The 13669-nt window shown below is 67.3% G+C and carries 16 protein-coding genes and 1 riboswitch; of the genes, 9 read left to right on the top strand and 7 right to left on the bottom strand.

What is annotated here, in order from left to right:
- Positions 1-57: 57 nt before the first annotated feature.
- Positions 58-150, bottom strand: a riboswitch (glycine riboswitch).
- Positions 151-232: 82 nt separating this feature from the next.
- Genes OJF58_RS14410 through OJF58_RS14400 form a run of 3 tightly spaced genes read right to left on the bottom strand, consistent with a single transcriptional unit; the run spans position 233 to position 2373 of the window.
- On the bottom strand, positions 233-1573 hold the full coding sequence (locus tag OJF58_RS14410) for a (Fe-S)-binding protein (RefSeq protein ID WP_300778364.1): 1341 nt from the start codon (positions 1571-1573) through the stop codon (positions 233-235).
- Between the two features lie 18 nt (positions 1574-1591).
- Positions 1592-2134 carry a hypothetical protein gene (locus OJF58_RS14405; protein WP_300778363.1) on the bottom strand — a complete coding sequence of 181 codons (543 nt, stop codon included), beginning with the start codon at positions 2132-2134 and terminating at the stop codon, positions 1592-1594.
- Complete coding sequence (locus OJF58_RS14400; protein ID WP_300778362.1) at positions 2131-2373, bottom strand: CDGSH iron-sulfur domain-containing protein; 243 nt, start codon at positions 2371-2373, stop codon at positions 2131-2133. The genes OJF58_RS14405 and OJF58_RS14400 overlap by 4 nt, the downstream gene beginning before the upstream one ends.
- Positions 2374-2510: 137 nt before the next feature.
- On the opposite strand from OJF58_RS14400, the gene ispH reads away from it, so the two are divergent.
- Genes ispH through rnhA form a run of 3 tightly spaced genes read left to right on the top strand, consistent with a single transcriptional unit; the run spans position 2511 to position 4866 of the window.
- A complete protein-coding gene (ispH, locus tag OJF58_RS14395) occupies positions 2511-3464 on the top strand; it encodes a 4-hydroxy-3-methylbut-2-enyl diphosphate reductase (RefSeq protein WP_300778360.1) in 954 nt (317 codons plus the stop codon).
- Positions 3464-4423, top strand: a complete 960-nt coding sequence (locus tag OJF58_RS14390; protein WP_300778358.1) for a homoserine kinase — start codon at positions 3464-3466, stop codon at positions 4421-4423. Before ispH ends, OJF58_RS14390 begins: the two co-directional genes overlap by 1 nt.
- Positions 4420-4866: a ribonuclease HI gene (rnhA, locus tag OJF58_RS14385; protein ID WP_300778356.1), complete on the top strand. Its 447-nt coding sequence runs from the start codon at positions 4420-4422 to the stop codon at positions 4864-4866. Before OJF58_RS14390 ends, rnhA begins: the two co-directional genes overlap by 4 nt.
- Before the next feature lie 13 nt (positions 4867-4879).
- Here the strand turns inward: rnhA and OJF58_RS14380 are convergent, their stop codons facing one another.
- Positions 4880-5512 carry a hypothetical protein gene (locus OJF58_RS14380; protein ID WP_300778354.1) on the bottom strand — a complete coding sequence of 211 codons (633 nt, stop codon included), beginning with the start codon at positions 5510-5512 and terminating at the stop codon, positions 4880-4882.
- A gap of 33 nt (positions 5513-5545) precedes the next feature.
- Entirely contained in the window at positions 5546-6349 is an 804-nt protein-coding gene (locus tag OJF58_RS14375; RefSeq protein WP_300778353.1) for a tetratricopeptide repeat protein, read from the bottom strand.
- Positions 6350-6412: 63 nt separating this feature from the next.
- On the opposite strand from OJF58_RS14375, the gene OJF58_RS14370 reads away from it, so the two are divergent.
- The gene (locus tag OJF58_RS14370; RefSeq protein WP_300778351.1) at positions 6413-7273 is read left to right on the top strand and encodes an SDR family oxidoreductase; all 861 of its coding nucleotides are present in this window, start codon (positions 6413-6415) and stop codon (positions 7271-7273) included.
- On the opposite strand, the gene OJF58_RS14365 is transcribed toward OJF58_RS14370, so the two are convergent.
- Positions 7270-8025, bottom strand: a complete 756-nt coding sequence (locus tag OJF58_RS14365; RefSeq protein WP_300778349.1) for an alpha/beta hydrolase — start codon at positions 8023-8025, stop codon at positions 7270-7272. The two genes, OJF58_RS14370 and OJF58_RS14365, sit on opposite strands and share 4 nt — an antisense overlap.
- 44 nt (positions 8026-8069) lie before the next feature.
- Between OJF58_RS14365 and OJF58_RS14360 the strand changes: the two genes are divergently transcribed.
- From OJF58_RS14360 to infC, 3 genes are all read left to right on the top strand, one after another.
- Positions 8070-9185 carry a glycosyltransferase gene (locus OJF58_RS14360; RefSeq protein ID WP_300778348.1) on the top strand — a complete coding sequence of 372 codons (1116 nt, stop codon included), beginning with the start codon at positions 8070-8072 and terminating at the stop codon, positions 9183-9185.
- A gap of 255 nt (positions 9186-9440) precedes the next feature.
- Entirely contained in the window at positions 9441-11381 is a 1941-nt protein-coding gene (gene thrS / locus OJF58_RS14355) for a threonine--tRNA ligase (protein ID WP_300778346.1), read from the top strand.
- A 59-nt stretch (positions 11382-11440) separates the two neighbouring features.
- Positions 11441-11977, top strand: coding sequence for a translation initiation factor IF-3 (gene infC / locus OJF58_RS14350; RefSeq protein WP_300785274.1), 537 nt, complete (start codon positions 11441-11443; stop codon positions 11975-11977).
- A gap of 207 nt (positions 11978-12184) precedes the next feature.
- Here the strand turns inward: infC and OJF58_RS14345 are convergent, their stop codons facing one another.
- Positions 12185-12943 (bottom strand): SDR family oxidoreductase, encoded by a 759-nt coding sequence (locus OJF58_RS14345; RefSeq protein ID WP_300778345.1) that lies wholly within the window; start codon positions 12941-12943, stop codon positions 12185-12187.
- Between the two features lie 150 nt (positions 12944-13093).
- Here OJF58_RS14345 and rpmI point away from each other — a divergent pair, with 150 nt between their 5' ends.
- Complete coding sequence (gene rpmI / locus OJF58_RS14340; protein ID WP_300778344.1) at positions 13094-13297, top strand: 50S ribosomal protein L35; 204 nt, start codon at positions 13094-13096, stop codon at positions 13295-13297.
- Between the two features lie 3 nt (positions 13298-13300).
- The gene (rplT, locus tag OJF58_RS14335) at positions 13301-13657 is read left to right on the top strand and encodes a 50S ribosomal protein L20 (protein ID WP_300778341.1); all 357 of its coding nucleotides are present in this window, start codon (positions 13301-13303) and stop codon (positions 13655-13657) included.
- Positions 13658-13669: the final 12 nt, after the last annotated feature.

Below are 13669 nucleotides of genomic sequence, written 5' to 3'. Positions count from 1 at the left end.
GCCTTACTTCGTCGGTGGACGCCGCCGTTGCCGGCAGGCGCCGCTTTCCAGAGACCCATCCCCCTTGCGGTCCGTTTGCCTGAGAGTTTCCGGGGTCGGTTGCTCCTTCGGCGCCATTCCCGAAGGAACGGTCTCTCCCACAGGGATCGTCTGGGTGGAGCGACCATAGGCAGGCCGCCCCGCCGCGTCCACCGGGAAAAGGGAGGTAGAGCCGTGCTCGAACGTGCTCGAATCAGCCCTGACGGGCGAGATCGGCGAAGGCCTGCGCGAAGGCCTCACGACGGCCGGCAAGGCCGGTCTCGTTGAAGATTTCGGCCGTCAGCGACCGGACCGAGGCCTCGTCGATCTCGACGCCGTTGCTCTGCAGGAACCTGCGGGCGGCGGCCACGGCCTCGTCCATCGCGCCGCCCTTCTTGTAGAGGCTGTAATAGTCGGGATGGCCGCCGCGACCCAGCGCCTCGGCGATCACGTCGGTGAAGTTCACGACCTTGATCGGATAGACCGCCTCGGCGCCGGCGAAGGCGCGATGGCAGGAATGGTACATGGTGACGATCGTGTCGGCGCCGGCCGCAACCGCCGCTTCCGCCAGGCCGCGATGGATCGCCGCCTCCCGTTCCTTGTACTTCGCGGCCACGCCGCCGCAGGCATAGGAGAAGCCCGAATCCTGCGGCAGATCGAGGAGCTCGAGATTGGGCACGGCGCGCAAAAGCGCGGCGATGCTCTCGACCGTCGCGCCGATGCCCAGATGCTCGTGGATCACGACCCGCCGCTTCGGCTGATTCGGGGTGAAATGCGACCTCAGCGCCTCGAGGTTGGCGGCGAGGAACTCGCTCACATGGCCGAGATCGAAGGACGGCGCCTCGACGTCCTCTTCCAGCTCGCCGAAATTCTTGGTGCAGGTCGGACACCAGGTGAGAACGCGCGACGCACCCGACTGGCCGAAGCGCTGGAAGGTGCGGTGGCCGATCCGCTCGTAGGTCGGCAGGTCGGCCTCCAGGAACTGGTAGACGCCGCAGCAATGGGCGGTGCCGCCGACCACGTCGAAGTCGAGCTCCAGCGCATCGAGGATGTCCATCACGTTCAGCACGATGTGCGGCGTACGCAGCACGTTGCAGCCCGTGTAGAAAAGCACATCGGCGGCGCGCTTCTCCGCCGGCGCCAGGATGCGTCGCAGCGTTTCCGATGGGAGCTGCATGCTGGCCAGCAGCCGCACCGCCTGCGCCATGTGACGGAAGCGCTTGGCGGCGTTGATGGCGTTCTGCTCCGCCGGCCGCGCCGCCTCGGTCGCCCTGAGCTTGGCGATCGTCACCCACTGGCGGACATTGATGCCCTCCGGGCAGGCGGCGCTGCAGCGCGCGCTGCCATCACAGGCGGTCAGCCACGTCTCCAGGTCGGCGGTGGCGGCGTCCCCGCATGTCAGCGCCGACAGCTCGGCCACGCGTTGCTTGGCTTCGCTCGCTTCCAGGCCGACCTCGCGCGCGGTCGGGCAGACCTCGAAGCATTTTCCGCAGCCCGTGCAGCGGTCTGCCGCGGCGGTCGCCAATGCCTGCAAACGGTCCGCGTAAGCGCTCAAAGAAACCCTCCCGCCGGCTCAGCGGCCGGCGTTGCGGCGATTGTACTCCAGCTCCTCCGGCGTCGGCTTCAGGCCCACGGCGATGCGATAGTTCACGGTGTCGGACGGCTTCTCGAAGGGCAGCGTCAGGCTGAGCTCCTCCTTGGATCCGCGTCGCCCGCCCGACAGGGTGAGCTCGAAGTCGGCGTTGAATTCCTGGCCCTGCACGATGCGGCCGCTGCCGTCGAGCACGCGCACAAAGTAGGGCACGCTTGTCACACCGCGGCTCACTGCCGGACCTGGGCTGACGGCGATTCGCAGGACGAGGTCGACGTTCATCTGCCGCTTGCCGAGCGAGCAGGAAGCCGCACTGTCCAGCAGCCCCGCCTCGAACATGACATTGCGGGGGTCGTGGCCCGAGCCGGGCGCGAAGCGCGTCAGGGTCTGGGCGTCCTGCACCTGGAAGGGCTGCGGGCAGTAGTCCGCGGCAAGCTGCTCCTTCTCGGAGCGGCCACAGCCGGCGACGGCGAACGCAAGCACGAGCGCAAGCGGCGTCAGAGGAGCGAATCTTCTGTCGGTCATACGAGGGTCTTGTGGGTGCCGTCACACAGCGGCTTCTTGCCGGAATGCTTGCAGGCGCAGAGCCAGTGATCGCCCGACTTCTCGGCCGTGTACTTCATCGGCGTCAGGCCGCTGCCTTTGTGCGAGCCGTCGCAAAAGGGCTGATTCTGGCTCCTTCCGCAGGCGCACCACCAATAGTCCTTGCCTGCCTCGAGCGACACTTTGTTCGGTGCCCTGGCCGCGACAACCGGCTCAGTCATGCTGCTTTCCCCGTTGCGGCGGCTTTGTTACGGTGCCGCGCCTCTCCGTCGGGAGAGAGTCTAGGCAATGGTCTGCGGGCCTGCAAGCGAGCGGCTTCGCATGCGGGGTGTCCGTTTCCGATGATCGCCGTTTGTTCATGATCGAGGCGAAGAAATCGCTGACGATTCTTCTGGCGAGCCCGCGCGGCTTCTGTGCCGGAGTCGAGCGCGCGATCCAGATCGTCGAGCGCGCCCTCGCGCGCTATGGATCACCGGTCTATGTGCGTCACGAGATCGTGCACAACAGGTCCGTGGTCGAGGCGCTCGAGGCCAAGGGCGCGATTTTCGTCGAGGAGCTCGACGAGGTGCCGGACGATCGGCCCGTCGTCTTTTCGGCCCACGGCGTGCCGAAGACGGTGCCGGCCGAGGCGGCGCGTCGCCATCTCCTCTATCTCGACGCCACCTGCCCGCTCGTCTCCAAGGTCCATCGCGAAGCGGAGCGCCACGCCGAGTCCGGACGCACGGTGATCCTGATCGGCCATGCCGGCCATCCGGAGGTGATCGGCACGATGGGCCAGTTGCCGCCGGGCCAGGTGCTGCTGGTCGAGGATGTCGAGCAGGCGGAATCCGTCGCGGTGTCCGATCCTCTCAACCTCGCCTACGCGACGCAGACCACGCTGTCGGTCGATGACACGGTCGACATCGTGGCCATCCTGCGGCGCCGATTTCCCGCCATCCACGGGCCCAAGAAGGAAGACATCTGCTACGCGACGACCAACCGCCAGGCGGCGGTGAAGGCGATCGCCGCCAGATGCGACGCGCTGGTCGTCATCGGCGCGCCCAACTCCTCCAATTCGATGCGGCTCGTGGAAGTCGCGACCAACAGCGGATGCGCACGATCGCGGCTGCTCCAGCGGGCCGGCGACATGGACTGGGAGTGGCTGGGCGACAACGTACGACGGCTCGGCATCACGGCCGGCGCCTCGGCGCCGGAGCACCTGGTGGAGGAGCTGATCGCATCGTGCCGCCATCGCTACGAGGTCACGATCGAGGAAGTGCACACCAGCCAGGAGCACGTGGTCTTCAAGCTGCCGCGCGAACTGGTCGGCTGATGGCGGTCTACACGGAAGTCGGCGACGCCGAGCTCGAGGTCTTTCTCGCCGAGTACGACATCGGGGAGGCCGACGCCTTCAAGGGCATTGCCGAAGGCGTCGAGAACTCGAACTACCTGCTGACCACGACGCGCGGCCAATACATCGTCACGCTCTACGAGAAGCGCGTCGATCCGGACGACCTGCCGTTCTTCCTCGCACTCATGGACCACCTCTCCCAGCGCGGCATCAACTGCCCGCAACCGATCCATGGTCGTGACGGACAGGCGCTGCGCCGGCTGGCCGGCAAGCCGGCCGCGATCACGAGCTTCCTGCACGGCATGTGGCCACGTCGCATCGCCGTGAAGCATTGCGGGCCGGTCGGCGCCGCGCTCGCGGGCCTCCATCTGGCCGGGCAGGATTTCAAGATGACCCGCCCCAACGCGCTCTCAGTGGCGGGATGGCGGCCGCTGTTCGAGGCCAGCCGCAGCGGCGCCGACGAGCTGGGCCACGGCCTGGCGCGCGAGCTCGAAGCCGAGCTCGACGTTCTCGAGGCCGAATGGCCGAAGGTGCTGCCGAGCGGCGTCATCCACGCCGACCTGTTCAACGACAATGTCTTCTTCCTGCACGACAGGCTTTCCGGATTGATCGACTTCTACTTCGCCTGCAACGACGCCTTCGCCTACGACGTGGCGATCTGCCTCAACGCCTGGTGCTTCGAGCCGGACCGCGCCTTCAACGCAACGAAGGCGCGCGCGCTGCTGCAGGCCTACGAGAAGACCCGTCCCCTGGAGCCGGCCGAACGCAAAGCGCTGCCGCTGCTGGCGCGCGGCGCCGCGCTGCGCTTCCTGCTGACGCGGCTCTACGACTGGATCCACACGCCGGCCAATGCGCTGGTGAAGCGCAAGGATCCGCTCGAGTACCTCGCCTATCTCCGCTTCCACCGCAGCGCGACTTCGCTCGCGGATTACGGACTGTGAGCGACAAGCCCGAGGTCGAGATCTTCACCGACGGCGCCTGCAGCGGAAATCCCGGGCCCGGCGGATGGGCCGCCGTCCTGCGCATGGGTGACCGCGAGCGCGAGCTTTCCGGCGGCGAGATCTCGACGACCAACAACCGCATGGAGCTGATGGGCGCCATCTCCGGTCTCGAGGCGCTGAAGCGGCCCTGCGTGGTGAAGCTCTATACCGACAGCCGCTACGTCCTCGAAGGCGCCACCAAGTGGATCCATGGCTGGCGGAAGAACGGTTGGCGCACCGCCGACAAGAAGTCGGTGAAGAATGCCGAGCTGTGGCAGCGCCTCGCCGCCGCCGCCGCGCCGCACACGGTGCACTGGGCCTGGGTCAAAGGCCACAGCGGTCACGTCGAAAACGACCGTGCCGACCGGTTGGCGCGGATGGAGATCGAAAAGATCCGGCCGTGAGCGGACGCTCGGGCTAGCCGCGCCTGGCAGCCGGCTTCTTCTCGGCCGGCGGCGGCTTGTCGTAGACGAGATCGAAGAGCTCGCGCGAGCCGTCGCAGGGATTCTCGCCTCCGGCCAAGCGCCAGACATGCGACCGGCCGGACCGCCGGAAGTGCAGCTCGCCCGCCATCTTGCAAAGCGCGCCGTCCTCGATCTTCGCCACCCGGAAGGCGACCTCGCCGCGGATGACCACATGGTGCGCGGTGATCTTCTCGACCGCGCCTTCGATCGATGCATAGTCGCCCTCGCTGCCGGGAGCCGTGCTGTCGAGGCGCCCCTTCACCGTCCAGACCGCGCCCTTGGTCACGGTGACCGTGCCCGGCTTCTCGCCCTTCGCCTTGGCGTAGCGGCCCCAGGCGATCTTGTCGGCGTTGGCGAACAGCTCGGCTTCCGCATCGGAATCGATCACCGTGCGCGCGATCTTCGCCTGATCCTGCGCCAGCGGCGAGGTGAGGCCGTCGACCGACATCCCCTGCTCGGTCTTGGGTGCGAGCTCGGGCGGCGGTGCGGGATAGTAGGGCGTCGCCTGGGGCTCGGAGGTCGGCTTCTGCGCCAGAGCCGTCCCGGCGGCCAGCAGCAAAGCGAACGAGAGGAGGAATCGTTTCATCGTTGGGCTCTTACATGAGGACGGATGGGGATACTACCGCTTCGCCCCGCTCGTCGCGGGACGGCTGCCGGCGGGCGGCACATCGGTCTGATCGGCTTCGCCGTCCAGGCCGGCCTGGGCGCGCTTGGCCGCTTCCGAGTCCGGCGGCACGAGACTCAGCACCTTCTTGAAGTCCGCCTGCGCACTTACTTTGTCACCGCGCGCCAGGAAGGTGAAGCCCCGTTCGAGCAGCGCGCGGGTGTTGTCCGGCGCTACTTTCAGCGCAAGCTGCGCATCGGCGAGCGCACGGTCGGGGTGGCCGGCCTTGCGCCAGGCGGCCGAGCGCAGGACCAGGATATCCACATTCTTGGGCCGCAGCGTGAGCGCCCGATCGAAATCGGACACCGCGCGCGGCCAGTCGCGCAGCGTCGCATAGCTCAAGCCGCGATCCACCCACAGGTCGGCATCGTCGGCCTTGAGATCGAGCGCGCGGCTTTGCGCCGCGGCGGCCTTGGTCGCCTGTCCGGCGGCGCTCCAGGCCTGACCCGCCTGGGCCCACAATTCGGCGCGCAGACCCGGCCGCGCCTGGCCCATGTCGCGCGCGATCGCTTCGAGCTCGGTGGCGGCCTCGGTATGGCGGCCCGCCTCGAACATGGCGATGGCCTTGCAATGGCGCGCGCCGAGACCGCCGCCCTGCCCCTTCCACTTCTCGGCCATCGGCAGCGCGCGCAAGGGCTCCTGGCGGGCGAGCGACATGCATTCCTGGTAGCGCTGCAGATTGTCGGCCGTCGTATTGAACGAGCCGGCATCGCGCGCCGCGACCGAGGACGCGGTCATCGACAGCAGAGTTGCGGCCAAGGCCAGTGCGCGACGAACGCAGAACATGGTTGAAAAGAACCGTGCCGCGACGATTCTGGCAAGATGACACATCGCCTTTTCATCTTCGGTCTCGGCTTCAGCGGCCTGAAAATAGCCGGCATCGCTCGTTCCCGCGGCTGGATCGTCGGCGGAACCTGCACCCAGTCGGAGAAGGCAAAGCAGTTGCGCGCCGCGGGAATCGAGACGGTGCCGTTCGATGGAACAGCGACACCGCCGGCGCGGGCGCTGGCAGCGGCGAGCCACGTTCTCTGCACGATCGCGCCCGGCGCGTCGGGCGATCCTGCTTTGCTCCACTGTGCCGGTCTGCTCGAGGGGGCCCGATGGCTGGGCTACCTCTCCACGACCGGCGTCTACGGCGATCATGGCGGAGACTGGGTCGACGAGGCGACGCCGGCCGCCCCGGCCCAGCCGCGCAGCGTCGCGCGACTGGCCGCCGAGCGCGCCTGGCAGGCGCTGGGAACGAGGACGGGCGCCGCCGTCGACATCTTTCGCCTGCCCGGGATCTACGGCCCGGGCCGCAGTCCCGTCGACCAGGTGAAGGCCGGCAGGACGCGGCGCATCGACAAGCCGGGCCAGGTCTTCTCGCGCATCCATGTCACCGACCTCGCCCACGCCGTCGTGACGGCGATGGCGCGCGGCGGTCCCGGCAGCATCTACAACATCGCCGACGATCTGCCGGCGTCGAGCGCGGAGGTGATGGCCTTCGCGTGCGAGCTGCTCGGCGTGCCCGCGCCGCCGCTGCTCTCCTGGGCGGAGGCGGGGCCCTCCATGACCGCCATGGCGCGTTCCTTCTATGCCGAGAATCGCCGGGTCCGGAACGAGCGCATGAAGCGCGAGCTCGGCGTCACCTTGCGCTATCCCACCTACCGCGAGGGCCTGCGCGCAATCGCAGGTCTCGGCTAGGGCACCAGTTCCTCGACGGTGGCGATCAGGCGCGCAATGTCCGCGGACGTGCTGAGCCGGTGATCGCCGCCCTTGACGAGCGTCGTCACCACCTCAGGCGCGTTGAGATGCCGGGCGATCTGCAGCGAGTACTCCCATGGCACGTCGGGATCGCTCTGGCCGTGCAGCAGCCGGACCGGGCAAGGCAGCGCGAGCGGCTTGTCCAGCAGCAGATGACGGCGCCCTTCCTCGATCAGTTTCCAGGTGAAGACCGAGGGCTCGGGGGAATACTGCGACGGCCGCTCGAGCCGGCCGTCGCGCTCCAGCGTCGCGCGATCCTCGGGCGACAGGCCTTCGAGCAGCATGCGCTCGGTGAAATCGGGCGCCGCGGCAATCAGGACAAGCCCTGCCATCCGTTCCGCGCGGGCACGCGCCGCCAGCAACGAAAGCCAGCCGCCCATGCTCGAGCCCACGAGTACGAGCCTGCCGTCGGTGAGCCCGTCGATGGCGGCCAGGCTGTCGTCGAGCCAGCGCCCGATCGTGCCATCCTCGAAACAGCCCGACGACTGGCCATGGCCGAGATAGTCGAAGCGGAGATAGGCCTGTCCACGCTTTTGCGCCCAGGCTTCGAGCGCCGTCGCCTTGGTGCCGGTCATGTCCGAGCGAAAGCCGCCCAGGAAGACGACCGTCGGCGGCGTGCCTGCGGTTCTGACATAGGCGACGAAATTTCCGTCGGGCCGCGGCAGATGCTGAACGCTACCTTTGCTGGTCATGTCGTGTTACCTGCCATAGCCATCGACTCCCCGCCAGCCGCGCCATGCCTCCCCTCAAGCTTCTGCAGATCGTTCCCGGCCTGTCGGGCAGTCTCGCGCGGGCGACACTCGATACGGCTCGGGCGGTGATCCGCGCCGGCGGATCCGCCGTCGTCGCCTCGCCCGGCGGCACCATGCTGCCCAACCTCCTGCGCTTGCGCGCCCGTCATGTCGAGGTGCCCTTGAACCGCCATCCGCTGCGCGCGCGCCTTGGTCTTGCGGCGCGTATCGACGGCCTCGATTTCAATCTGGTGCAGTCCCGTTCGCCGACGACGGGCTGGATGGCGCGCGCTGTCGCGAGACGGCTCGAGCTCAAGTGGGTCGCCACGCTGCACCAGCCCCTCGTCGCAAAGGGAATGCTCGGACGCCATGTCGAGCGACGACAGGCCAAAGCTGATGCCGTGATCGCCGTGTCCGAACATGTGGCGCATGATTTCCGTCGCCGCTTTCCGGCGCTCGGCGATCGCCTGGAGGTGATCCCGACGGGCATCGATCTCGACCGGTTCGATCCGGCGAGGGTGCAGGCGGAACGCCTGATCAAGCTTGCCGCCCGGCTGCGCATCCCCGATGGCGCTCCTGTTGTGCTCTATCCCGGCCGCTTCGTCGAGGATCGCGGCCAGAGAACTTTGATCGACACCATCAGGAAGCTGGGCCGCGAGGACCTGTTCTGCCTGTTGCTGGGCTCGACGGGGGAACCGACCGCGCTCGAAAGGGAGCTCGAGCGGGCCATCGAGCGGGCCGGCCTGAACGGCAAGGTCCAGATCGGGCCCTATGTCGAGGACATGCCCGCCGCCTACATGCTGGCCGACGTGGTGGTGACCACGGGCGGCGCCCGCCAGGGGTTCAGCCGGGCGATGGTGGAGGCCCAGGCGATGGGGCGTCCCGTCGTCTGCGAACAGGGGGGCGGTGCGGCCGAGGCGATGCGGGCAGGCATCACGGGTTGGCTGGCCCCCGAAAGGGATGCGTCTGGCCTCGCCCAGGCGATCGCCACGGCGCTCTCGCTGCCGGTCGACCGGCGGCTCGAGCTTGCCCGGGCGGCCCGACACCACGTCCGTGCCCGCTATGGCCTCGGCCAGTCCAACAGCCGGCTGCTGCAGCTCTATGAGCGCCTAACTGCCTGAAGTTCCTCGCCTATGCAGACAAGCTGCGAGGCGGGACGCGGGCTGGAATCCGGTCCCGAGGCTTGACGCGAAAGCCGGCCGCAACTATTTCCGATGCGCATGGACCGGATGATTTTTCCCGTTCCGACGACACTGACCACCGTTCGAACTTGATTCGGCCGGGCGCGCGCATTCGTGCCGCTTCCCGGCCTGCGTCGGCCGACGCCAGGGCGTCGGCTGATGGGCCGTGTTCGGATTCCTCTCCAGGTGGTTGAGATGATCAATATTTCCCTGCCGGACGGTTCGGTCCGGTCGTTCGAAAAACCGGTGAGCGGCGCGGAGATCGCGGCCGCGATCGGGCCCGGCCTCGCCAAGGCGGCCCTCGCGCTGCGGGTCGACGGCAAGATGAAGGACCTCTCCGCGACCGTCGATCGCGACGCCAGGGTCGGCATCGTGACGTCGCGCGATCCGGAGGCGCTCGAGCTCCTGCGCCACGACGCGGCGCATGTGCTGGCGCAGGCCGTCCAGGAGCTCTATCCCGGCACGCAGATCACGTTCGGACCGGCGACGGAGGACGGCTTCTACTACGACTTCGTGCGCGCCGAGCCTTTCACGCCCGAGGACTTTGCCAGGATCGAGCAGCGCATGGCCGAGATCGTCGATCGCGACCTGCCGATCACGCGCGAGGTGTGGGATCGCGCGAAGATCAAGGACTACTTCCGGAAGCACGGCGAGAGCTTCAAGGCGGAATGGGCCGACGAGCTGCCGAAGGACGAGGAAATCTCCGTCTACAAGCAGGGCGACTGGCTCGATATGTGCCTCGGCCCGCACCTGCCTTCCACGGGCAAGCTCGGCAAGGCGTTCAAGCTCACGAAGGTGTCGGGCGCCTATTGGCGCGGCGACGCCAGCAAGGCGCAGCTCCAGCGCGTCTACGGCACGGCCTTCTTCTCGGACAAGGACCTCAGGGCCTACCTGCATCGCCTCGAGGAAGCAGAGAAGCGCGACCACCGCCGTCTCGGCCGCGAGATGGGGCTGTTCCATCAGCAGGAAGACTCGGCCGGCATGGTGTACTGGCACCCCAAGGGCTGGACGCTGTGGCGCACGCTCGAAGCCTACCTGCGGCGCAAGCTCGAGGCCGGCGGTTATGTCGAGGTAAAGACGCCGCAGCTCAACGACCGCCGGCTGTGGGAGGCCTCGGGCCATTGGGAGAAGTTCCGCGAGAACATGTATCTCAGCGAGAACGAGGAGGGCTTGCGCACGTTCATCGCCGATCCGGCGCAGCGCATCTTCGCACTGAAGCCGATGAACTGCCCCTGCCACATCCAGATCTTCAACCAGGGCCTGCGCAGCTACCGGGAGCTGCCGCTGCGGCTGGCCGAGTTCGGCTCCTGCCATCGCTTCGAGCCGTCCGGCGCATTGCACGGCATCCTGCGCGTGCGCAACTTCACGCAGGACGACGCCCACATCTTCTGCAACGAGGACCAGATCGAGGGCGAGACGATCCGCTTCTGCAAGCTCCTGGGCGAGGTCTATCGCGACCTGGGCTTCGAGTACTTCGTGAAGTTCTCCGATCGCCCGCCGATGCGCATCGGCTCCGACGCCATATGGGACCAGGCCGAACGCGCGCTGCAGTCGGCATCGAAGGCCGCGGGTCTCGACCTGATCCTCAATCCGGGCGAAGGCGCGTTCTACGGGCCCAAGCTCGAGTTCGTCCTGCGCGACGCGATCGGACGCGACTGGCAGTGCGGCACCCTGCAGGTCGACTTCATGCTGCCCGAGCGGCTGGGCGCGAGCTACGTCGCCGAGGACGGCGTGCGCAAGGTTCCGGTGATGCTGCATCGTGCCATCTTCGGCTCGTTCGAGCGCATGATCGGCATCCTGATCGAGCACCATGCCGGACGCTTCCCGCTCTGGCTGGCGCCGACGCAGGCCGTGGTGGCGACGATCGTGAATGATGCCGACAGCTATGCCGACGAGGTCGCGCGCGCGCTGCGAAAGGCCGGGATGCGGGTCGACACCGATCTGCGCAACGAAAAGATCAACTACAAGGTGCGCGAGCATTCGCTGGCGCACGTGCCCCTGATCCTGGCGGTTGGCCGCCGCGACATGGACAACCGCACGCTCGCCGTGCGCCGTCTCGGCTCGGAAAAACAGGAGGTCCTTGAATTGGGGGCCGCCGTCACTACACTTTCAAACGAGGCCCTGCCGCCCGCGTGAGGCGGTTGCGGCCTCATTTTCCGCCCCGATGAGGGGCATCAACGAAGGAGAAGGAAGCCATAGCTCGACCTGCCCAACAAAGCGTGCCGACCCGCGACGGTCCGCGCGTGAACGGCGAAATCAGAGCGCCGCAAGTCCGACTGATCGACGAGAATGGCGATATGGTCGGCGTCGTCAGTGTCCGGGAGGCATTGGAAATGGCCGACGAGGCCAGTCTCGACCTGATCGAGATCTCGCCCAATGCGAGTCCACCGGTCTGCAAGATCTCCGACTACGGCAAGTACAAGTACGAGGCGCAGAAGAAGGCGCACGAGGCCCGGAAGCACCAGAAGGTGATCGAGGTCAAGGAGATCAAGATGCGCCCGAACATCGACGACCACGACTACGAGGTGAAGATGCGCGCCATGAAGCGGTTCATCGAGGAAGGCGACAAGGTGAAGGTCACCTTGCGCTTCCGCGGCCGCGAGATGGTGCATTCGGAGCTCGGTCTGCAGGTCCTGAACCGGGTGCGCAGCGAAATGGACCCGCTCACCAAGATCGAATCGATGCCGCGCATGGAAGGGCGACAGATGATCATGGTGCTGGCGCCCAAGTGAGTTGAAACGGCTGCCCTCCGGAGTGGCGACGGTCGTCAGGACGGCATTTCGGCCACCCCGTGTCATCCCGAGCGTAGCGAGGGACCTTTGGCTGACGCTGCGAAGGATCCCTCGCTACGCTCGCGATGACACCGGTTGCTCTGCAAGCAACGCGGTCTCATCTCTGAGTGCCGGCTTCGCCAGTGGCCACTCCCGTGGCGCAATCTTCTAGGCCATGTATGCGCCGCCGTTGACGTGGAGGATCTGACCGGTGATGGCGTTCGAGTCGTCTGACGCCAGGAAGACAGCGGTGCGCGCGATCTGCTCGGGAGCGAGCATCCGGCCGCCCAGCGGGATCGCCGTGCGCGCCATCTCGGCGAGCTCTTCGTCCGTGTTGCCATAGCGCGGCTGGGCGGTATCGGTGAGACCGGGCGCGATGGCGTTGACGCGGATGCCGTGGGGCGCGAGTTCCAGCGCCAGCGACCGCGTCATGGAGACGACGCCGCCCTTGCTGGCGCTGTAGTGGACGCCGCGTACGGCACCGCGAATGGCCGACGACGCGAGATTGATGACCGAGCCGCTCTTCTTTCCGGCGGAGATCAGGGCCTTGGCCATGGCGATGGTGGCGAAGCAGCCGGCCTTGAGGTTGATATCCAGCACGAAGTCCCAGTCGCTCTCGCGCATCTCCAGGAGCGGCACGCGCGGATAGACGCCGGCATTGTTCACCAGGATGTCGGGCGGGCCGAGGCTCGACGCCGTTTCGGCGACCATGGCCTCGATCTCGGCGAGTTTCGCCATGTCGGCCTTCACCAGCAGAGCCCGGCGGCCGACCTTCCGCACTTCGGCTTCGACCGTCTCGGCCGCCAGCCGATCGTCCAGCCAGTTCACGGCGACATCCGCTCCTTGCCCGGCCAGCGCCGCCGCGATCGCCGCCCCGATGCCCTGCTGGGCGCCGGTCACCAGCGCCACCCTGCCTGCCAATTTCATCGGCAAATCCCCTCTTCCGGAGAGGACTGTGCCACAAAGCCCCGTGCTTGCGTCGCTCTGCGGCCATCGCTATAAGCCCGGTTCCTCGGTGGCCTGGCCTCAAGGGCATTGCCTCGGTCACCTGTCTCAACCTTTTGAAAAGGAACGAAAATGCCCAAGATGAAGACCAAAAGCGGGGCCAAGAAGCGTTTTCGCTTCACCGGCACCGGCAAAGTGAAGCATGGGGTCGCGGGCAAGCGCCACGGCATGACCAAGCGGGGCAACCGCTTCCTGCGTCAGCAGACCGGCATGACGCTCGTGTCGGAGTCCGACACCCGCATCATCAAGCGCAACTTCTTCCCGTACGCGAGGTAAGCCATGGCACGCGTCAAGCGGGGCGTGGCAGCGCACGCTCGTCACAAGAAGGTCCTGAAGCTCGCCAAGGGCTATCGCGGCCGCGCCAAGGTGGCGTTCCGTGTCGGCATCGAGAAGGTCGAGAAGGGCCTGCAATACGCCTATCGCGACCGGCGCAACAAGAAGCGCGCGTTCCGCGGGCTCTGGATCCAGCGCATCAACGCCGCCGCACGCGAGCATGGCATGACCTACTCGCAGTTCATGAACGGCATCCTGAAGGCCGGGATCGAGGTCGACCGCAAGGTAATGGCCGATCTCGCGGCGCGGGAGCCGGCAGCGTTCAAGGCCCTGGTCGAACAGGCCCAGGCCGCCCTCAAGTAACGTCCGCGCGCC

It is taken from the genome of Enhydrobacter sp., assembly GCF_030246845.1.
Taxonomy (GTDB): domain Bacteria; phylum Pseudomonadota; class Alphaproteobacteria; order Reyranellales; family Reyranellaceae; genus Reyranella.
The sequence above is the reverse complement of the archived record's forward strand: the minus strand, read 5'-3'. Positions and strand labels throughout refer to the sequence as shown.